The 20,048-nt window shown below is 69.7% G+C and carries 14 protein-coding genes; 3 read left to right on the top strand and 11 right to left on the bottom strand.

Annotated elements, in window-relative coordinates; all coding sequences use genetic code 11:
- Positions 1–90: 90 nt before the first annotated feature.
- From D3869_RS21925 to D3869_RS21905, 5 genes are all read right to left on the bottom strand, one after another.
- Positions 91–735: a response regulator gene (locus D3869_RS21925; RefSeq protein ID WP_014198344.1), complete on the bottom strand. Its 645-nt coding sequence runs from the start codon at positions 733–735 to the stop codon at positions 91–93.
- 448 nt (positions 736–1,183) lie between these two features.
- On the bottom strand, positions 1,184–2,974 hold the full coding sequence (locus D3869_RS21920; RefSeq protein ID WP_137141894.1) for an acyl-CoA dehydrogenase C-terminal domain-containing protein: 1,791 nt from the start codon (positions 2,972–2,974) through the stop codon (positions 1,184–1,186).
- Between the two features lie 17 nt (positions 2,975–2,991).
- A complete protein-coding gene (locus tag D3869_RS21915; RefSeq protein ID WP_137141893.1) occupies positions 2,992–5,325 on the bottom strand; it encodes a 3-hydroxyacyl-CoA dehydrogenase/enoyl-CoA hydratase family protein in 2,334 nt (777 codons plus the stop codon).
- 27 nt (positions 5,326–5,352) lie between these two features.
- The gene (locus D3869_RS21910) at positions 5,353–6,516 is read right to left on the bottom strand and encodes a thiolase family protein (protein ID WP_137141892.1); all 1,164 of its coding nucleotides are present in this window, start codon (positions 6,514–6,516) and stop codon (positions 5,353–5,355) included.
- Positions 6,513–6,995, bottom strand: a complete 483-nt coding sequence (locus D3869_RS21905) for a MerR family transcriptional regulator (RefSeq protein WP_137141891.1) — start codon at positions 6,993–6,995, stop codon at positions 6,513–6,515. Before D3869_RS21905 ends, D3869_RS21910 begins: the two co-directional genes overlap by 4 nt.
- 321 nt (positions 6,996–7,316) lie before the next feature.
- Here D3869_RS21905 and D3869_RS21900 point away from each other — a divergent pair, with 321 nt between their 5' ends.
- Complete coding sequence (locus D3869_RS21900) at positions 7,317–7,499, top strand: hypothetical protein (protein WP_035678585.1); 183 nt, start codon at positions 7,317–7,319, stop codon at positions 7,497–7,499.
- 90 nt (positions 7,500–7,589) lie between these two features.
- Here the strand turns inward: D3869_RS21900 and D3869_RS21895 are convergent, their stop codons facing one another.
- The 5 genes from D3869_RS21895 to D3869_RS21875 all read right to left on the bottom strand — a co-directional run bounded on the left by D3869_RS21895 (position 7,590) and on the right by D3869_RS21875 (position 16,569).
- Positions 7,590–12,455, bottom strand: a complete 4,866-nt coding sequence (locus tag D3869_RS21895; RefSeq protein WP_137141890.1) for an alpha-2-macroglobulin family protein — start codon at positions 12,453–12,455, stop codon at positions 7,590–7,592.
- Between the two features lie 186 nt (positions 12,456–12,641).
- Complete coding sequence (locus D3869_RS21890; protein ID WP_137141889.1) at positions 12,642–14,270, bottom strand: sensor histidine kinase; 1,629 nt, start codon at positions 14,268–14,270, stop codon at positions 12,642–12,644.
- 146 nt (positions 14,271–14,416) lie between these two features.
- The gene (locus D3869_RS21885; RefSeq protein WP_137141888.1) at positions 14,417–15,580 is read right to left on the bottom strand and encodes an aminotransferase; all 1,164 of its coding nucleotides are present in this window, start codon (positions 15,578–15,580) and stop codon (positions 14,417–14,419) included.
- Positions 15,581–15,687: 107 nt separating this feature from the next.
- A complete protein-coding gene (locus tag D3869_RS21880) occupies positions 15,688–16,005 on the bottom strand; it encodes a hypothetical protein (protein ID WP_137141887.1) in 318 nt (105 codons plus the stop codon).
- A gap of 105 nt (positions 16,006–16,110) precedes the next feature.
- Positions 16,111–16,569, bottom strand: coding sequence for a hypothetical protein (locus tag D3869_RS21875; protein ID WP_137141886.1), 459 nt, complete (start codon positions 16,567–16,569; stop codon positions 16,111–16,113).
- A 156-nt stretch (positions 16,570–16,725) separates the two neighbouring features.
- Here D3869_RS21875 and D3869_RS21870 point away from each other — a divergent pair, with 156 nt between their 5' ends.
- Positions 16,726–17,577, top strand: a complete 852-nt coding sequence (locus D3869_RS21870; RefSeq protein WP_137141885.1) for a fumarylacetoacetate hydrolase family protein — start codon at positions 16,726–16,728, stop codon at positions 17,575–17,577.
- Positions 17,578–17,609: 32 nt separating this feature from the next.
- Positions 17,610–18,881: a hypothetical protein gene (locus D3869_RS21865; RefSeq protein WP_137141884.1), complete on the top strand. Its 1,272-nt coding sequence runs from the start codon at positions 17,610–17,612 to the stop codon at positions 18,879–18,881.
- A gap of 148 nt (positions 18,882–19,029) precedes the next feature.
- On the opposite strand, the gene D3869_RS21860 is transcribed toward D3869_RS21865, so the two are convergent.
- Positions 19,030–20,043 (bottom strand): TRAP transporter substrate-binding protein, encoded by a 1,014-nt coding sequence (locus D3869_RS21860; protein ID WP_094304861.1) that lies wholly within the window; start codon positions 20,041–20,043, stop codon positions 19,030–19,032.
- Between the last annotated feature and the right edge of the window lie 5 nt (positions 20,044–20,048).

The following is a 20,048-nucleotide window of genomic DNA, read 5'->3' as shown; positions in this document are numbered from 1 at the left end:
GCCCACGCCACCATCCCTTAAACGAAAACGCCCGCGGGATCGTCCGCGGGCGTTTTCAAAGTCGGGCGGCCGGACGGTCAGATCTGATGGTCAGGCGGAATGCGACTGCGGGAAAGCCATGGCGGCCTGGGTGCGGTTGCGCACACCCAGCGACTTGAAGATCGCCGTCATGTGGATCTTCACCGTGCCCTCCGACAGGCCCAGTTCATGGGCGATCTGCTTGTTGGACTTGCCTTCGCGCAGGCGGTCCAGAACCTCGCGCTGACGCTGGGTCAGCAGATGGTCGAGCTGCGGGTCGCTGGGCGGGATGGCGCCGACGCGCACCTCGGCCTCCCCCGATTCACGCAGCACGGTCGGCGGCACATAGACGCCGCCGGAAAAGATGAGATCCAGCGCGCTGAGCATGATCTTCACGCTGGAGGATTTCGGGATGTAGCCTGCGGCGCCGTGCTCCAGCGCGTCGCGGACGTCGTGATGCGCTTCGGACGCCGACACGACCACGACCTTGGAGTCGGGCTGCTTTCCCCGCAGGTCTTGGATGCCGGAGAAGCCGGGCCAACCGGGCATGCGCAGATCGGTCAGGACGAGATCGTAGGTCTCGCCCTTGCCAGCCTTTTCCAGAAGCTCATCAAAATTGCTGGCTTCTTCAAAGCTGGCACCCTCCTTCAGCTGCTCCAGCAGCCTGCGCAATCCCTCCCGGAAAAGCACATGGTCGTCTCCGATCAGGATTTTCATCTGGTGGTGCCCCCGTACTCAGTGCTTTCAATGGTCCGAACGTACAGCCCTGACACAAGGCCAGTGTTCCGACCTTCAGTTTCGGAAAAAATGCAGGTCATTTTCAAGCATCATATGACCCAATTCCAAAAGGGATAGAAAGTCCTTATGCAGGGTAATGTCACATCAGATGTACCACGATTCGGTGGGGTTGGACAACCCGAATTTAACTTTTGTCTCATTGAAGGCTCCGAGCAATGGCGTTGCTGCGCTACAGCAATATCCATTTCGCGCATCGTTCAAACATGACGAAAGTGAGCACGAATGTATCAAGCCATAGGCTTGCTCATCAGAAAGAACCGTCGTTTTCGTACTTTCTATCTTTCGCATCTCTCGAAACGAGGAAGCCGGAACCGGTGCAGCATACACCGATCCCGGCCCAAAGACATAGACCCCGTAAGGCTGATCCTCAGAAGGCGGCCTCCTCCATCTCCATCAGAGGCTTGGACCCGGCCATGATGGTGATGAACAGCGCGTTCGTCTGCGGCAACAGTTTCGCCGTGTAGAATCGGGCCGTCCTGATCTTGGCCTCAAGAAAGGCCGCGTTGCCCTCCCCTGCCGCCAGCTTCGCCTGAGCGGCCTTGACCATCCTCAGCCACATCCAGCCGAGCGCCACCAGACCGAACAGCCGCAGATAGTCGGTCGCGGCGGCTCCCGCCTCCTCCGGGTCCTTCAGCCCCTTCTGCGCGATGATGGCGGTCGCCTGCTGGAGCTTGGCGAAGGCCTTGGCCAGCGGCAGGACGAACTCGCCCAACTCCTCGTTTTCCATGTCGGCTTCGATCTCGGCGCCGACGGGGTGGAAGAAGCGGCGCAGCAGCCGGCCCATGTCCTGCGGCAGCTTGCGCCCCACGAGGTCCAGCGCCTGGATGCCGTTGGTGCCCTCGTAGATCTGGCAGATGCGGGCGTCGCGGACATACTGCTCCACGCCGGTTTCCCAGATGAAACCATGCCCGCCATGCACCTGCACGGCGATGTTGGCCGACTCGAAGCCGATGTCGGTGAACAGCGCCTTGACGATCGGCGTCATCAGCTGGACGAATTCGTCCGCCTCCTTCCGCGTCTTTTCGTCGGCGTGCTTCTCCGCCACGTCCAGCTTGTAGCCGACCAGCGCGCCGAGCGCGCGGGCGCCCTCGGTGTAGGCGCGGGCGGTCAGCAGGTTCCGCCGCACGTCGGGATGCACGATGATCGGATCGGCCGGCTTGTCGGGATGCGCCGTGCCCTTCAGCGAGCGGCCCTGGAGTCGTTCCCTGGCGTAGGCCACCGCGTTCTGGTAGCTGACCTCGGCAACCCCCAGCCCCTGGATGCCGACGGCGAGGCGGGCCGCGTTCATCATCACGAACATCGCCCGCATGCCCTTGTGCGGCTCGCCGACCAGCCAGCCGGTGGCGTCCTCGAAATTCATGACGCAGGTCGCCGAGGCCTTGATGCCCATCTTGTGCTCGATGGAGCCGCAGGCGACGCCGTTGCGCGGGCCGACCGTGCCGTCCTCCCTGGGCAGGAATTTCGGCACCAGGAACAGGCTGATGCCGCGCGTCCCGGCCGGCGCGTCGGGCAGGCGCGCCAGCACCAGATGCAGGATGTTCTCGGTCAGGTCATGCTCGCCGGCGGAGATGAAGATCTTCGTGCCGGTGATCTTGTGGCTGCCGTCCGCCTGCGGGACCGCCTTGGTGCGGATCAGCCCCAGGTCGGTGCCGCAATGGGACTCGGTCAGGCACATGGTGCCCGCCCAGGTGCCGTCGACCAGCCGGCCGAGGAAGCGCTGCTTCAACGCCTCCGACCCATAGGTGGAGAGCGCGTTGTAGGCGCCCAGCGACAGGCCGGGATACATGCCGAAGCTGAGGTTGGCGGAGCAGATGAACTCCTCCAGCATGGTGTTCACCAGCTTGGGCAGCCCCTGCCCGCCATAGGCCGGGTCGCAGGACAGGCCCTGCCAGCCCGCCTCGATGTAGGTGGCGTAGGCCTCCTTGAAGCCCTTGGGCGTGCGCACCACGCCGTTCTCGAAGCTGCAGCCCTCGCCGTCGCCGGACTGGTTCAGCGGGAACAGCACCTCCTCGCACAGCTTGGCGCCCTCCTCCAGGACCTGGGCGATCAGGTCGGGGGTGGCGTCCTCGTAACCCGGCAGTTCGGCCAGCTTGCCCGCCCCGACGATCTCGTCGAGGACGAAGCGGACATCCTCCAGCGGAGCCTTGTAGATCGGCATTGCTCAGTCCTCCCCCATCAGTTCCGCAGCGGCTTGCCGGTGGTCAGCATGTGTTCCACCCGGTCGATGGTGCCCTCGGTGCGCACCAGTTCCATGAAGGCCTTGCGCTCCAGCGCCAGCATCTGGTCCTCGGTCACCGGCTGGGTGACGTCGGCCTTCGGCCCGCCGGTCAGGATGCCGGCCAGCTTGCCGCAGACGACCATGTCGTGCGGCGTCGCCTTGCCCTGGAGCGCGAAGCCTTCGAGGAACAGCTCCAGCGCGGCCCGCCCGTTGGGGCCGGGCAGCGTGTAGGTGACCTTCTCGGGCGGGGTGTAGTTCGCCGCCAGTTCCAGCGCTTTGGCCTTGGCGTCGGCCAGCAGGCGGTCGCGGTTCATGGTGATGCCGTCGCCGGGGCGCAGGTACAGCAGATCCTTGGCTTCCGCCGCCGACTTGGCGACCTTGGCGAGGCTGATGGTCTCGAAGGCGCCGGCGATCGGCGGCATCGGCCCCTTCGGCGTGCGGGGGTTGGCGGCGTGGCGGGCCAGCATCTCCGTGCAGCCGCCCCAGCCGGGGATCAGCCCGACGCCGACCTCGACCAGCCCCATGTAGGTCTCGGCGTGGGCCTGGACGTGGTCGGAATGCAGCAGAATTTCGCAGCCGCCGCCGAGCGCCATGCCGCTGGGCGCCGACACCACCGGGAAGGGGGCATACTTCAGGGCGCGGTAGGCGCGCTGGCCGCCCTCCACCAGCTCCTCGATCTGCGGCCACAGCCCGACGTTCAGGGCAAACAAGGCGAGGCCGAGGTTGGCGCCGACCGAGAAGTTGTCGGACTCGTTGTGGATGACCAAGGCCTTCCAGTCGCCCTTCCCGTCGCCGATCAGCTTCATCGCCTTGCCGTAGGCGGCCATGATGTCGCCGTCCAGCGCGTTCATCTTGCTGGTGAACTCGACGCACAGCACGCCGTCGCCGATGTCCCACAGGCTGGCCGAGCTGTTCTTCCACACCGGCTTCGACGCCCGCTTGATGTCGGACAGCAGCAGAACGCCGTCGGGACGCACCACCGTGTCGTAGAGGCCGGCGGTGGTCAGGTGCTGGAGCTTGCCGTCCTCCACCCGGTAGAAGGGCCGCCCGGCGGCCTGTTCGACCAGCGGCGGGACGGGAATGCCCTCGCTGCGGCAAAGGTCGGCGAACCAGGCGGTGCCCAGCCGGTCGATCAGCTCGAACGGGCCTTGCTTCCAGTTGTAGCCGAGCCGCATGCCCTCATCGACCGCGACGATGCTGTCGGCGATCTCCGGCACCAGCGACGCGGCGTAGGCCAGCGTCTGGGCGAGCACCCGGCGAGCGTACTGCCCGGTCCTGTCGGGGAAGTCGGCCAGCGCCCGCAGGTCGCGCCCGGCGGCGGACACGCTCTCCAGCTTCGGCTTGTCGGAACGGCGGTAGGCGCCGGTGGACAGGTCGATGGCCTCCTTGACCTTGGCGCCGCCCTCGCGGTTCAAGCGGTAGAAGCCGCCCTTGCCCTTGCGGCCGGTGTAGCCCTCCGCGATCATCTTGGTGATGACGGGGTGCTCGCGGAAGGCGGCGCGGTAGGGGTCGTTCTCCGGCAGGGTCGTCAGCAGGCTCTTGGCGATGTGCGGCATCAGGTCCAGCCCGACGAGATCGACCAGACCGAACACGCCGGTCTTCGGGATGCCCATGGGGCGGCCCACAATGGCGTCGGCCTCCTCCACCGTCAGGCCGAGATCGACGGCGGCGTTGATCGCCGTCTGGATCCAGTAGACGCCGATGCGGTTGGCGATGAAGCCCGGCGTGTCCTTGCAGCGGACCACACCCTTGCCCAGCGCGCGGTCGCAGACGTCGGCGACGGCGGCCAGCGCGTCGGGCCGGGTGGCCTCGCCGCCGACGATCTCCAGCAGCCGCATGTAGCGCGGCGGGTTGAAGAAGTGGGTGATCAGGAAGTCGCGCTTGAAGGCGTCCGACTGCCCCTCGACCAGCACGCCCAGCGGGATGGTCGAGGTGTTGGACGACACCACGGAGCCTTCCTTGCGCACCGGGTCGATGCGGCGGTAGAGGTCGGCCTTGACCGCCGGGTTCTCGACGATGGCCTCGACGATCCAGTCGACGTCGGCCAGCAGGGCGAGGTCGTCCTCCAGATTGCCCGGTGTCACCAGCCTGGCGTTCTTCGGGTGCATGAAGGGCGCGGGGTCGGTCTTCAGAAGCCTCTGGATGGCCCCCTTGGCGATGGCGCTGCGGTCGTCACCCTCCTTGGCGGGGATGTCGAGCAGGACGACGGGGATGCCGGCGTTGGCGAAATGGGCGGCGATGCCGCTGCCCATCACGCCGGAGCCGATCACGGCGGCGCGTTTGATCTGCATGGTTGGTGCCTCCCTGTCCCGCCGCCGTCAGACCGCTTCCAGAACCGTGGCGATGCCCTGGCCGCCGCCGATGCACTGGGTGGCGAGCGCGAACTGCTTGCCCTCGCGCTTCAGCAGGGCCGCCGCCTTGCCGGTGATGCGGGCGCCGGTGGCGCCGAGCGGGTGGCCGAGCGCGATGGCCCCGCCGTCCAGGTTCACCTTGGCCGGGTCGATGTCGAGGTCGCGCATGCAGGCGATGGCCTGCGCGGCGAAGGCCTCGTTCAGCTCGATCACGTCGATGTCGCGGATGGACAGGCCGGCGCGCGCCAGCGCCTTCTGCGCCGCCGGGACCGGGCCGAGCCCCATCACCTCCGGCGCGCAGCCGGCCACCGCGACGGAGCGGATGCGGGCGAGGATCGGCAGGCCGTTGGCCTTGGCGTAGGCCTCCGTCGTCACCAGCACCGCCGAGGCGCCGTCCGTCAGCGGGGAGGAGGTGCCGGCGGTGACCGAACCGTCGGCCAGGAAGGCGGGCTTCAGGCCGCTCAGCGTTTCACCGCTGGTGCCGGGGCGGATGCAGCCGTCGCGCTCCACGAGGCCGGCGGCGGTCTGGATGGCGACGATCTCCTCGGCGAGGCGCCCGGCCTGCTGCGCCGCGGCGGCCTTGGCGTGGGACTCGGCGGCCATCGCCTCCTGGTCGGCGCGGGAGATCCCGTAACGGCGGGCGACATTCTCCGCCGTGACGCCCATGGAGCAATAGGCTTCCGGATACTGGTCCTTCAGGCCCGGATGGGGCAGCGGGTTGTAGCCCATCATCGGGACCCGGCTCATCGACTCGATGCCGCCGCACAGGAAGACCTCGCCCGCCCCCATCTGGATGGCGCCGGCCGCCTGATGGATCGCCTGCATGGAGGAGCCGCAGTAGCGGTTGATCGTGGTGGCCCCGGCGGTCAGCGGCAGCTTCGCCAGGAAGGACACGGTGCGGGCGATGTTCATGCCCTGCTCGCCTTCGGGGAAGGCACAGCCGACGACCACATCCTCGATGTCCTGCGGGTTGACGCCCGTGCGCTCGACCAGCGCCGCGGCGACATGGGCCAGCAGGTCGTCGGGACGCACCTTCGCCAGCTCGCCCTTGTTGGCGAAGGCGAAGGGGGAGCGGGCGTAGCCGGCGATGACGACCGGATTGGCGGGCGTGGTCAAAGGCGCCGAGGTCATGGTTGCGTGTCCTCCGTGGTCTGCGTCTCCGTGATTCCGTTCTTGCGGAAATGGTCGGAGATCTGGGTGTCGATGATGCGCAGCTCGCCCAGCGTCTGCTGGACGTCCTGAAGCTGCCGTTCCAGGTCGGCGATGCGGCGGCGGGCGATGCGCTGCATGAAGCGCATCTGCTCCTTCTGGATTTCGTCCGCGTCGTAGAGGGTGAGGAATTCCTTGATCTCGGCGAGGCTGAAGCCAAGCCGCTTGCCCCGGCAGATCAGCGCGAGGCGCGCGCGGTCGCGGTGGCCGTACACCCGGGCGGTGCCGTCGCGCTCCGGCGCCAGCAGCCCTTCGTCCTCGTAATGGCGGATGGTGCGGTGGGTCAGCCCGAACTCGTCAGCCAGCTCACCGATGGCGAAGGAGCGCCCGGCGCCGTCCGCGCCGGGAGCGAGTCCGTCGTCGCGCGCGCCCAGCCCCATCAACCTCGCGGGTTGCGACATCCTCCCACCCTTCCCTTGATCGTCATTGCCCTTGATCGTCATTGCCCTTGATCGTCATGGGTTGACGTTTACGTAAAGGTAAGGCGCTTGCCATTTGCTGTCAAGCGGGCGGCCCGCTCTCTTTCCGCTGTCCAAGGCGGGGGTGCGGCGCGGGCGCGCTGTGACAGCATGCCACGGGCGATGAGCCTGCCCAGCTATGGCAGGCTCGGGTCATTCAACAAAAAAAGCCGCCGGCGAACCCGGGCCAGGAATGGCCGGGCGCAACGGCCGGTTACAGGGCAGGACAAACCGGAGTCACGGCAAGCAGGGTTGGGACAGCCGATGTCGTCGCGCGCCATCGTATCGCTGGGCGTCTGGATACTCGCCATGGTGCTGATCGGCACCCTGACGGTCGGGGTCGCGTTGCTGTTCTACGTGGCGCTGACCGCCTTCTTCGCGGTCGTGGTGGCGATCCTGATGCTCGTCACCCGGCAGCGCGACGACGAGCACAAAAAGATCGTCTGAGACCGGCGGGGCCGGCAAAACCAGTCCGGTAAAAGCAAAAGCCCCACCGCCCGCGCGCGGCGGACGATGGGGCTTTTCCGTTCGGTCCGCTCACTCCGGCAGGACGCGCAGGCGCGACGCCGCGGTGCGGGCCGACTGGTGCGGGCGGTAGAGATCCTCCACCACGGCGCCGGGCTGGGCGTAGTCGCCGGGCGTCACCGCGCGCACCAGATAGACCAGCCGGAAGCGCGGCGCCTGCTTCGTCATGTCCAACGCGGCGACGAAGCGGTCGTCGCGGTAATCGACGGCGCGGGGCGCGGTCAGCTCGCCCAACCAGGACAGGTCGCCCAGCGGCGCCCCGCCCCCGGCGAAGCGGGCGGCCTCGATCTCGAAGCCGGCGGGCAGCGGATCGGACACCAGGACCTGCCGGTCCACCGGATCGGAGGCGCTGCCCTCCAGGATCACCACCAGCCGGTCGTTCGGACGGACGGCGCCCGGATCGGCGGGGCGGCCGGTCATGTCGAACAGGCTGCGGGTCACGGTCATGCCCTGCTCCTCCGCCCCCGGCGCCGCGTCGGCAATGCCGGACACCGACAGGATCTGGCGCAGCGGCTCGCCCCCGGCGTTGCGGATGGCCGGCGGAGCCGCCGGGTCGATGCGCTGGAACAGCGGCTTGACGCCCTCGGCGACCTGCTCGGCCCCCTGCGCGTCCTTCTGGGCGATCTTCATCGCCGGCGCCCGGTCAATGAGCGCCTTGGCCGCCTGGAGAAGCCACGCCTGCTCCTGCACGCCGGTGGTGCGGACGGCGGCGTAGGTCTTGGACAGGCGCTCGGTCGCCTGGGTCAGACGCTCCCGCTCGACCACGCCGCTCTCGCCCATCAGCGCCACCACGCCGGCCTCGTCGCGCAGGGACGAGCCGTAATCGCGCAGGCTGGCCGACACGACGCGGGCGCCGGACAGCCGCCCGAAGGCTTCCGCCGCGCGGTCCTTGTCGCCCAGCGCGGCGATGGCCGTGGCCACCTGGGCGCGGGCGAAGTCGGTCTGCAGCTTGTCCCAGAAGGTCTCCTGGAAGTAGCGGACGGCACCGGCGTCGATCATCTTGGCGCGGGCCAGCACATAGAGCGCGTAGGCGCGGGCCGGCTGCTCGTCGGCCTCCACCCAGGCGTTGTCGAGCGCGCCGCGCAGCCCGTCCAGCCCCTTGCGGTAGGGCCCCTCCGGCACGCGGTAGCCGGCGGCCTTGGCGCGGCCCAGGAAGTCCAGGGCGTAGGCGGTCAGCCAGGAATCGGCCTCCCCCTTCGGCGACCAGGCGGCGAAGGCGCCGTCCGTCCGCTGGAAGGTCAACACCCGGTCCACCGACCGCTGCACCCGCGCCTTCACCCGCTCGTCCGAGGCGACGCCCAGCGCCACCGCCACGTCGCCCAGCGACAGCAGTGGCAGCGCGCGGCTGGCCGTCATCTCCAGCCCGCCGGGGCCGCCGCGCTCCAGCGCGGTCAGCAGGCCGGGAATGTCGAGGTCCGGCAGGTTGCCGAGCGACAGGGCCGCCGTCGCGGTCTCCGGACGCAGGCCGTTCAGCAGGTCGGCGGGCAACTCGACGCTGCGCTCCGGGGCCAGCATGGAGGCGGTGCGGCGGGTGACCAGCGGCGAGGCCGGACGCACCGGGATTTCCCACTGGCGCGTGATACGCAGGCCGTCCGGCCCGGTCACGTCGAGCGCGATGTGGCCCGTGCCGACGCCGTTGGCGGTCAGGACCCGCCCGGCGGTGGCCCGCTTGCCCTTGCCCAGCTCGGGCACGGCGATGCTGCCCTCGCTGAGCGACACGGCACCGCTGGCGATCAGGGAGATGGTGTAGGCGCCCGCCGGGCCGGCGACGTTGTCGAGCGTCACCGGGACCACCGCCCGGTCCCCCGGCGCCAGGAAGCGCGGCAGGCCCAGGTCGGCCAGCACCGGATCGGCGACCAGCATGGAGGATTCGGAGCGGCCCAGCTTGTCCCCGCTCCACGCCACGGCCATCAGGCGCAGCCGGCCCTGGAAGTCGGGGACGTCCAGCGGCACCGCCACCTTGCCCTCCGGCCCCACGGTCAGCACGCCGGAGAACAGGGAGACGACGCGCTCCGACTTCTGCGGAACGGTGACGCCGACCTGACGCAGCCGCGGGGCGGCGCCGGGGCGCGTGCGGGCGGCGTCGAGGACCGCCGGATCGATCAGCCGCCCGAAGGAATCGCGCAGTTCCACGCCGAGGCGGCGCTTGCCCAGATAATGGTCGATCGGGTTCGGCGAATGCTGGTCGGTGAGCTGAAGCACGGCGTCGTCCACCGCGGCGACCGTTACATAGGCCGGCTGGCCCTCCGGCGCGCCCTCCACCACCACCTCCGCGGTGACGGAGCGGCGGGGCTCGGTCTGCGCCGGGGCGGCGACGCGCACGTCCAGCGCCCGCTCGTCCCCGTCCACCGCCAGCCAGGACAGGCCGACGGCGCGGCGCGCCACGCCCTTCGACGGGCCGCCCGCGGCGTCCGGTGCGCCGAAGGCGGTCGCCAGCACATAGACGCCGCCGGTCCAGGTCGGATCGACGGGGATTTCCAGGAAGGCGCCCTCCGGCCCGATGCGGCGGGTGGAGGCGTGGCGGATCTTGCGATCGGCGACGGTGATCAGCACCTCGCTGTCGTAGGGCGGCTTGACGTAGACCCAGGCGGTATCGCCGCCCTTGTAGGCAGGCAGCATGACGGTCACGTCCACCTGATCGGGACGCTCGCCGGCGGTCGGGGTCATCCACCAGCCGGCGGCGAAGCGCAGGCTGCTCGCCACGCCGGTCTTGGGGTCGAACACCTCCAGCCGGTAGCGGCCGGCGGTCACCGGGGCCTCCACCGAGCCCGGCTTGGCCGCCTGGGCGGCGAGCGTGCCGCCGGTCACCCGCTGGTCACGCACCGTGACCTTGTAGTCCCAGCGCCCGTTCGCCTCGAACCAGGCGTAGTCGTACTCCTCCTCGAACAGCTCGTAGGAGAGGTCTTCCTTGTCCATCGGCTGGCCGTCCGGCCCGACCGCCACCACGTCGAATCCGGCGGTGGCGCCTTCCGGCACCCCGTCGCCCTCGAAGCGCGGGCGGATGCCGACGGCGAAGGGCTGGTGGCGCACCGGCAGGACCAGATCGCGGCTGACCGAGCGCCCCCCGATGTCGAGCAGGGTGGCCCGGACCACCGCCTCCAGCGGCTTGGTGCTCTCCGGCGCCTTGGGCAGCGCGAGATCGGCCTTGGCTTGCCCGTTGCGGTTGGTGGTGAAGCCCGGCAGGTCGCTGCGCAGCGGCTTCACCTCCTCCTGGGCGAGGCCGAAGCGGTAGCCGGGCAGGTTCGGGTAGGGATTCGCCGCGGCGCGCAGCGTCACCGCCAGCTCGCCCGGCAAGCCCGCCGCCGGGGCGCCGTAAAGGAAATGCCCGTCGATGGTCAGGGTCGTCTTGCCGTCCGCCGGAAGCTCCGCCGCCTCGGCCGCCAGGGCGACCTCGAGGCGCGGCGGCACGAAGTCCTCGACCAGGAACTCGGCGCGGCCCAGCACCGGACCCATCGTGTTCGGCTGGCTCCCCGCCTCCGGCTCGCCGTGGGCGGTGACGGCCCAGGTGCCGGTCATGGCGTTGGCCGGAATCTCGACGCGGGCGGCGAAGCTGCCGCCGCCGGATTCGGCGAGCGGACGGCGGTCCACCTCGAAGCCGTCGGGGCGCTGGATCTTCAGCGTCACGGGACGGCCGGTGACCGGCTTGGCGTCGGCGTCGCGCAGCAGCATCGCCAGATGCACCGTCTCGCCGGGGCGGTAGATGCCGCGCTCGGTATAAAGGAAGGCATCGGGCTGGCCGGGGACCGGACGCGCCGGGACCACCGCCGCAACGCCGCCCGGCGCCGCGTTCGGCGCCCCGCCCGGCGGCGGCGCGTTGGCCAGCGTCGGCGTCACGAGGTCGAGGAAGCCGAAGTCCCCCGCCCCGCGGTAGGCGAACAGCGCCTGCACCGGCTCCCGCCCGGCGGCGCGCAGCGCGGTGAGGTCGAATCGCGCCAGCCCGTCCGCACCGGTCAGCGCCTTGCCCAGCTCCTCGTTGTTGCGGGCGAGCAGGCGCAGTTCCACGCCGGCCTCCGGGGTCGCGCCCTTGACGGAGCGGGCGAAGACGACCAGCGCGTCCTCGCCGGTGATGGCGTTCAAACCGAGGTCGGAGACGACGAACCACTGGGTCGCCTTGTGGTCCCAGCCGCCGGGCTTGATGTCCTCGGTGCTGGCCACGGCGATGTAGACGCCCGGCTCCAGCCGGCCCAGCACGGCGTCGATCGGAAAGGGCGTCACCACCGCCTGGTTGCGGCTGTTGCTGATCGCCATTTCCCCGCGCCACACCTCCTGGCCGGAGCGGTCGAGGATCTCGCCGACCTCGTGGTCGGACATCTGCTGGCCGATGCGGCCGAAATAGATCTTCTCCACCAAGCTGCGGTCGTTGATGCGCAGCACCTGGAGCTTCGCCCGGTCGAGGTTGATGGAGCGCAGCGGCAGCCCGTCGGCGCCGATGCGCGGCAGGATGTAGCCCGCCCCGCGGAAGGCCAGCGCCGGCTTGCGGTTCGGCACCTCGATGTCGCGCGCGTCGGGGTTGGGCAGGCGCTTGCCGTCGCTGCCCGGCAGCCCGTCGCGCAGGGTGATGCGGTAGCTCTGCCCGTGCTTCAGCCCCTCGACGCAGAGGGTGCGGTCGCGCGCCACGGCGGTCCCGTCGAAGGCGGCTCCACCACCGGCCACCCCATTGCCGACGGGCGTCACCTCCACATAGTCGCGGTAGTTCACCGCGCGCGACTTCTCCAGCCGGTCGGTGAAGGTGAAGCAGGCCTGCGGCACGTCGCGCTCCGCCACCACCTCGGCGGAGGACACGCCGAAGGGCACCGGCTCGGGCGGCGCGTCGGCGGCGATGACGGGGGTTGAGGACGCGACGAGGACGGCACAGACACGCGCCACTGCACGCAACATTCGATCTTCCCTGGACCAGCCGCCCGGCGCGGCGCGCGCGGGCCTATGCGAAAACTTGGGGCCTGCGAAAACACCGTTTTCGGCAAACCGGCGCGGAGTATGCCGAAGCGCCCCTGGTTTCGCCACGGCTTTGCGCCCCCGCCCGGAAAATCCCGCAGGGTGGACGGGGAGCGGATCAGGCCGGGATCAGCCGGCGAATTCCAGCGTGAACTGGCTGCCCTCGCCGGGCCGGCTGTCGATGCACAGGCGTCCGCCATGGGCCTCCATCAGCGACTTGACGATGGACAGCCCCAGCCCGCTGCCCTGCCCGGGAAGCGCCACATGCACCTCGGCCTGCCCGAAGGGCTCCGCGGCCTGATGGAGTTGCTCCGGCGTCATGCCGATGCCGTTGTCCGCCACCCGGACGCGGCACCCGCCGTCCGGCCCGCCGCCGACCGTCACCAGGATGCGCCCGCCGTCCGGCGTGAAGGTGACGGCGTTGGCCAGCAGGTTCAGGAGCATCTGCTTCAGGGCGCGCTGGTCCGCCGAGACGCTGTGATGCCCCGGCTCGACGTTCATGTCGAGCCGGATGCCCTTGGCGTCGGCCTGCGGCGCGACCACGCGGAACGCCCATTCCACGACCGGAGCGACGTCGAGATCCTCCGGATGCAGGGGCAGCGTTCCCGCCTGGAGCCGCGACAGATCCATGATGTCGTTGATCAGCCCCAGCAGGTGCCGCCCCGATTCATGGATGTCGCGGGCGTAGTCGGCGTAGCGCCCGCCGGCCTGCGGCCCCAGCATCTGGTCGCGGATGACCTCGGAGAAGCCGAGGATGGCGTTCAGCGGCGTGCGCAGCTCGTGGCTGACGCGGGCGAGGAAATTGCGGTTCAGGGCCAGCGCGGCGCGCAGCCGCTCCGCCGTGCGGTGCTGCAGCAGAAGGAACAGCGTCACCAGCAGAATGGACGCGGTCAGGATCGCCGCCAGCAGGAACAGCGTGTTGCGCAGATCGGCCACCGCCGCCTCGATGTCCGCCTGTGCGACGCCGACCGTCGCGACCAGCGGATAATTCTCCACCAGGCGGTAGGCGAAGGCACGCAGGACGCCGTCGGTCTGCGACTCCTGCCAATAGACACCGGCGAGCGACCGGCCCAGCTCCTTCCACAGGCGGGACTGGGGGATGGCGAGGCCGACCGCCTCGACGCCGCGCGACGCCCCGCGGGCGCGGATCACCTTGTCCATCCCGATCAGGGTCACCACCCCCTGCGGCCCCAGATTGGCCTGCTGGTAGAACTCCCCCAGGATGTCGGGGTCGATGTTGGCGATCACGAGCCCCGCGAAGCCGCCGTCCCCGTCGGTCAGCCGTCGGCTGAAGCGCAGAAGCGGCCCGCCGCCGGTCGTCCCGGGAAAGGGCGCGCCGATGTGCATCAGGTCGCGGCCGGTGCCCTGGTGGAAAGCGAAAGCGGTCTCGTCCCGTTCGTTCGCCCGCCCACCCGGCCCTTCGCTGCGCAACAGCACGGTCCCGTCGGCGTCGAGCAGGGTGAAGTGATGGATCAGCGTCGGATCGTAGAGCGTCTGGTCGAGGAAGCTGCGGACGCCGGGCAGGCCGCTCTCCCCGAACTCCAGCGCCAGGGAACGCAGCGTGATGTCCACCTCGTGCACCGCGCGGTGGGTGCTCTTGGCGAAGGCGCGGACCATGATCTCGGCCTTCGCCACCGCCTCCCGCGTCTGGCCGTCAAGCAGTTCGCGCACCACCTGCGCGTGGGCTCCCCAAACCACCGTGATCGCAACGGCGGCGATGGCGAACACGCACCAGCGGAACGAGATCGGCAGGCGCATCCCGGTCTTTCCACAGGCGGTCCACCGGGCGGTCACGGACAAGGATCCGTTCCGGCCCGGTATCGACCCTAGATCAACAGGGGTATCACGCCATCGAAGGTCCCGGCAAGCCTCTCCATCCCGCGTTGACGGCGCAGGGCCTCACATCATTTCCGCGAGAAATAGGCGTTCAGCCGCTCAACCGCTCCGTCGAGAATCTCGTCCTTCTTGGAGAAGCAGAAGCGGATGAAACTGCGCGGCGCGTCCTCGACGAAAAAGGCCCCCACGGGGATCGCCGTGACCCCGGCCTCGGCGGTCAGGCGGCGGCAGAAGTCCTCGTCGTTGCCGTCGAAGCCGAAGGGCGACACGTCGGCGACCACGAAATAGGTGCCGGCGGACGGCAGCACCTCGAACCCAACGGCGCGCAGCCCGTCGGCCAGCCGGTCGCGCTTGGCCTGCAGCCCCGTGGCCAGCCCGGTGAAGTAGGCGCCGTCCTTGCCCAGCCCATAGGCGACCGCCGCCTGGAGGTTGGGCGGCGTCGTGAAGGTGATGTACTGGTGCGCCTTGACGACGGGCTGGAGCAGATGCGGGGCGCCGGTGACGTAACCGACCTTCCAGCCGGTCAGCGAGAAGGTCTTGCCGGCCGAGCCGATCTTCAGGCAGCGGTCGCGCATGCCGGGCAGGGTCATCAGCGGAATGTGTTCAAGCCCGTCGAAGATGATGTGCTCGTACACCTCGTCGCAGACGGCGAAGGCGTCGAAGCGCTGGACGAACTCCGCCAGCAACTCCAGCTCCGCGCGGGTGAAGACCTTGGCGGCGGGATTCAGCGGGTCGTTGATGAGGACGAGCTTGGTCTTGGACGAAAAGACCGCCTCCAGGTCAGCCCGCGTGAAGCTCCAGTCCGGGGCCTTCAGGCTGACGAAGCGCGGCACGCCGCCGGCCAGCCGAACGATCGGCAGGTAGCTGTCGTACATGGGCTGGAACAGCACGACCTCGTCGCCCGGATTGATGAGGCCGAGCAGGCTGGCGGTCAGCGCCTCGGTGGCGCCGGAGGTCACCATCACCTCGGTCTTCCAGTCGATGTCCAGCCCGTAGAAGCGCTTGCCGTGCGCGGCCACCGCCTGCCGCAGCTCCGGGGTGCCCATCATCGGCGGATACTGGTTCCACCCGTCGAGGACCGCCTTGGCCGCCACGTCCAGCACGTCGGCGGGGCCACGCTCGTCGGGGAAGCCCTGGCCGAGATTGATCGCCTTGTGCTCGTCCGACAGGCGGGACATCACCTCGAAGATCGTCGTGCCGTAGCTCGACAGGATTGCGTTGCCGGACTTCACCTTTGAGCCTCCTGACCACCGAAGCGGACAGGAATGCCGCAGCCGGCCGGCGCTGTCCAGCGCCCCGTCCGCAGATCCGCCCGGCGGTGACGGACAGGCAGCGACAGTCAGGCGGTGGCGGCGGCCTTGGCCCTGGCCGCGTTGCGGCGGTGGCGCAGCTTGACGCGGATGCGCTCGACGGGGCTGAGCAGGCGGGGATGGCGGCGCTTCAGCCGCACGAACAGGCGGCGGGCGTCGGCGGAGTTGCGCAGCAGGATCACCCCGCCGGCAAGCGCCACCGGGAAGCCGAACGGTCCCGGCAGCGGGGACATCAGGGCGCCCAGTCCGATCAGGCTCCACCCCGTGCCGATCAGCGCGAGTTGCCGGACGCGGGCGAGCGTGGGCCGGGCAAGCAGCGAGCGGCGGATGGCGGCGCGGCGATGCATCGGGGCTCCTCCTCCTGTGCTGCAAGCCATATGGGGGCATACGGGCACAGGGGAAGAGGACGGGGGATGTGACTTTTCGGGGGAGGCGGCGGGGAAAGGGGGGTGTCAATGCAACGGGGCGCCGCCGCCGGGAGGCCCCAGGACGAACAGCGCGGCGGTGACCTCCGCCGGCGCGGGCGCCCATTCGAAGTCGCGCATCAGCTCGTTGCGGGCGGCATCCGCCCGTTCCGCCAGGGCGTTGCAGTCGGTGCACCCCGTCCGCCGGACCGGTCGGCGGCAGCGCCGGTCGGCGCAGCTTTCCAGCATCAGGCGGATCATCCGCTCCCGCTTGGCGGCGTCCACGAATCCCGACTGGTCGAAATACAGCTTGGTGAAGGCGACTTCGGTCACCGTGGGCGCGGCGCCCTGCTTGCCGACCAGCACCGCCGACACCAGTTCAACGCAGCGACCGGCGTAGTCGGGGATCGGCGCCGTGCCGTCGTCGGCGCGGTCGTACTGGCGGCTCGGCAGCTCGACCAGCCGCCCGGTCGGTTCCTTCACGAGGTAACGGCGCCACACCGGCATCTCCGCCTCCCGTCTGGTTTCCCCATGGGCTGAAAAAAGGGTACACCAGACCGGACCGCGACGGAACAGCCCCTTTCCGGCTTCGGCCGGAACCGGACAGCACTCACCGGAGGAGAGGCGCGGCTCAACCTTCGGGAACGGGAAGGGTTTAGCCTGATGAAACTTCTGCGATTCGGCCCGCCGGGCCATGAGCGTCCGGGCCTTCTGGACCGCAACGGCGTGATCCGCGACCTGTCGGGCGTGGTGTCGGACATCGGCCCGTCCACCCTGACCGAGGATGGGCTGGCCCATCTGCGGACGCTCGACACCGACCGGCTGGCCCAGGTGCCGGACGGGACCCGGCTCGGCCCCTGCGTCGCCGGCGTGTCCAAGGTGGTCTGCGTCGGGCTGAACTACCGCGCCCACGCCGCCGAATCCGGCCTGCCCGAGCCGGCGGAGCCGGTGCTGTTCATGAAGGCGACCACCTCCATCTGCGGCCCCAACGACCCGGTCCAGATGCCGCGGGGCGCCACCAAGCTCGACTGGGAGGTCGAACTCGGCATCGTCATCGGCCGCACCGCCCGCTACGTCGATCAGGCCGACGCCTTCGACCACATCGCCGGCTATTGCGTCCTCAACGACGTGTCGGAGCGCGCCTTCCAGACCGAGAGCACCGGCCAGTGGGTCAAGGGCAAGAGCGCCGACAGCTTCTGCCCGATCGGCCCCTGGATGGTCACCCGCGACGAGGTGCCCGACCCGCAGGCGCTGCGCCTGTGGCTGGAGGTCGACGGCCAGCCGATGCAGGACAGCACGACCGCCGACATGATCTTCGGCGTCGCCGAGATCGTGTCCTACATCAGCCGCTTCATGACCCTGCTGCCGGGCGACGTCATCGCCACCGGCACGCCGCAGGGCGTGGCGCTGGGCCGCGGGCCGAACCATCCCTGGCTCCAGCCCGGCCAGACGATGCGCCTGGGCGTCGAGGGGCTGGGCGAGCAGCGCCAGTCCGTCCGCGCCTTCGAAGGCTGAGCGGCGCCGGGACCGGAATGGGAGAATCTTCGATGAAGCGAAAGAGCCGTCTGGCCGCGTGGCTGCTCGCCGCCGGTGTCGGCACCCTGGCGGCCTCCGGGGTCGCGTCCGGCGCCGCCCGGGCCGAGGATGGCACGGCGGCGCTGGCCGGGAAGACCTGCGGCACGCTGGAGTCGCGGGTGGCGGAGATCCCCGGCTCCGGCCCGGTGTTCCTGCGCAGCTACGACAGCAGCTTCGGCGTCGGCCAGACGTCGGAGCTGCCGCTGCGCGAGGCCGCCTTCACCTACGACAACGCGCTGGCCGTCATCGCCCTGGTCGCCTGCGGCAAGACCGAGCCGGCGCTGCGCATCGGCGAATCGCTGCTCTCCGCCGCCACGCTGGACCGCGCGCGGCGCCAGGGTCGGCTGCGCAACACCTACCGCGCCGGCGCCCAGACCCAGAAGCCGATCCCGCCCAACGGCTGGTGGGACGTCACCGCCAACCGCTGGTTCGAGGACGCCTATCAGGTCGGCTCCGCCACCGGCAACGTCGCCTGGGCGGGGCTGGCCCTGATGACTCTGGGCGAGGCGACCGGCGAGGAGCGCTTCCGCAACGGCGCCGCGGAGCTGGCCCGCTGGGTGGTGGCGAACACCGCCGACCCGCGCGGGCCGGGCGGCTTCAACGGCGGCGTCCAGGGCTTCGACGACAAGCCGCAGGCCCTGACCTGGAAGGCGACGGAGCACAACACCGACCTCGTCGCCCTGTTCGGCTGGCTGGAGCGCAGCGGCACGGCCGGCGATTGGGCCGGGCCGGAGAAAGCGGCGCGCGGCTTCCTCGACCGCATGTGGGCGGACGGCGGCGGGCATTTCCCCACCGGCACGGCGCCGGACGGGGTGACCGTCAACCGGGCCACGTCCGGCCTGGACGCCCAGCTCTGGCCGCTGCTGCTGCGCGGCGCGCCGGAGGCGTGGCGGGCGGCGCTGGATTATGCGGAGAAGGCCCACGGGGTCGACGGCGGTTTCGACTTCAACGACGACCGCGACGGGATGTGGGTGGAGGGCACGGCGCAGGCCGCGCTGGTCTACCGCCTGCTGGGCCGGTCCGACGAGGCGCAGCGGCTTCTGGCCGAGGTCGGCAAGGAGGTCAGCCGCGGCGGCCATGTCTGGGCGACGCGCGAGGACAGCATCACCACCGGCCTCGCCATCGGGCCGGACAGCACTACGGACGATTTCCGCTATTACCGCCGCCCCCACTTGGCGGTGACGGCCTGGACGGTCCTGGCCGCCGTGGGCTGGAACCCGTTCACCGGCGAACGGGTGAAGTGAAGAAACTCCTTCTCCCCTCCGGGGAGAAGGTTGGGATGAGGGGACGCCCGCAGGGCGGATACGCACTGCAATGAGGTTGAGTTTCCGGCCTACGGCCGCCCCCTCACCCTGACCCTCTCCCCAGTGGGGAGAGGGGAAAACTCGAGGCTTACTTGCGGACCTTGTTGATCTCGCCCTGCAGTTCGTTCAGCAGGTCGGCGCCGCCGTCGGCGGCGAACTTGTCCATGGCCGGCTTGACCATCTCACGCATGCGGCCCAGCTCGGCGTCGCTCAGCTCGTTGATCTGCATGCCCTTGTCCTTGAGGTAGGCGATGCTCTGCTTCGACGCCTCGCGGCTGTCCTTGCGCTCGAAGTCGCGCGAGGCGACGGCGGCCTCGTTGATGATCTTGCGCTCGTCGTTGGACAGGCCGTCGTACCAGCGCTTGGAGGCCAGCACGATCCACGGGCTGTAGACGTGCTTGGAAATGGTCAGGTACTTCTGGACCTCGTAGAACTTCGAGGACTGGATGGTGGTGACCGGGTTCTCCTGGCCGTCCACGGTGCCGGTCTCCATGGCGGTGAACAGCTCGGAGAAGGACAGCGGCACGGCGTTGGCGCCGAAGCCGTTGAACATGTCGATGTAGACCGGGTTCTGCATGACGCGCAGCTTGATGCCCTTCAGGTCCTCGACCTTCTCGACCGGGCGCTTGCTGTTGGTCAGGTTGCGGAAGCCGTTCTCCCAGTAGACGAGGCCGACGAGGCCCTTGTCGTTCAGCTTGGCCGCCAGCTTCTGGCCGAACGGGCCGTCGAATACGGCGTCGGCCTCCTGCTCGTTGTTGAACAGGAACGGCAGATCGAAGACCGCGAAATCCTTGACGATGCCGACCAGCGTGGCGGTCGAGCCGACCATCATCTCCTGCGCGCCGCCGATCAGGGCGTTCTGCATCTGGATGTCGCTGCCCAGGCTGGCGTCGGCGAAGCCCTTGACCTTCAGCTTGCCGCCGGAGCGCTTGGACAGCTCCTCGACGAAGAACTTCACGGCGCGGCCCTGGTTGCTGCTCTCCGACAGGCCATAGCCGAAGCGGATCAGGCGCGGCTTGATGTCCTGGGCGGAAGCGGCGACGGGGGCGAGGATGGCGGCGGCAAGGCCGGTCGCCAGAAGGACGGAACGGAGCAGCTTCATGGGTC

This window comes from Azospirillum brasilense (genome assembly GCF_005222205.1).
GTDB classification, from domain to species: Bacteria; Pseudomonadota; Alphaproteobacteria; order Azospirillales; family Azospirillaceae; genus Azospirillum; species Azospirillum brasilense_G.
This window is presented reverse-complemented; position numbering and strand designations above follow the sequence as displayed.

Excerpts from the sequence above, each read along its gene's own strand:
- D3869_RS21925 (WP_014198344.1), bottom strand. The coding sequence starts at position 735 with ATGAAAATCCTGATCGGAGACGACCATGTGCTTTTCCGGGAGGGATTG.
- D3869_RS21920 (WP_137141894.1), bottom strand. The coding sequence starts at position 2,974 with ATGCCGATCTACAAGGCTCCGCTGGAGGATGTCCGCTTCGTCCTCGAC.
- D3869_RS21915 (WP_137141893.1), bottom strand. The coding sequence starts at position 5,325 with ATGCAGATCAAACGCGCCGCCGTGATCGGCTCCGGCGTGATGGGCAGC.
- D3869_RS21910 (WP_137141892.1), bottom strand. The coding sequence starts at position 6,516 with ATGACCTCGGCGCCTTTGACCACGCCCGCCAATCCGGTCGTCATCGCC.
- D3869_RS21905 (WP_137141891.1), bottom strand. The coding sequence starts at position 6,995 with ATGTCGCAACCCGCGAGGTTGATGGGGCTGGGCGCGCGCGACGACGGA.
- D3869_RS21900 (WP_035678585.1), top strand. The coding sequence starts at position 7,317 with ATGTCGTCGCGCGCCATCGTATCGCTGGGCGTCTGGATACTCGCCATG.
- D3869_RS21895 (WP_137141890.1), bottom strand. The coding sequence starts at position 12,455 with ATGTTGCGTGCAGTGGCGCGTGTCTGTGCCGTCCTCGTCGCGTCCTCA.
- D3869_RS21890 (WP_137141889.1), bottom strand. The coding sequence starts at position 14,270 with ATGCGCCTGCCGATCTCGTTCCGCTGGTGCGTGTTCGCCATCGCCGCC.
- D3869_RS21880 (WP_137141887.1), bottom strand. The coding sequence starts at position 16,005 with ATGCATCGCCGCGCCGCCATCCGCCGCTCGCTGCTTGCCCGGCCCACG.
- D3869_RS21875 (WP_137141886.1), bottom strand. The coding sequence starts at position 16,569 with ATGCCGGTGTGGCGCCGTTACCTCGTGAAGGAACCGACCGGGCGGCTG.
- D3869_RS21870 (WP_137141885.1), top strand. The coding sequence starts at position 16,726 with ATGAAACTTCTGCGATTCGGCCCGCCGGGCCATGAGCGTCCGGGCCTT.
- D3869_RS21865 (WP_137141884.1), top strand. The coding sequence starts at position 17,610 with ATGAAGCGAAAGAGCCGTCTGGCCGCGTGGCTGCTCGCCGCCGGTGTC.
- D3869_RS21860 (WP_094304861.1), bottom strand. The coding sequence starts at position 20,043 with ATGAAGCTGCTCCGTTCCGTCCTTCTGGCGACCGGCCTTGCCGCCGCC.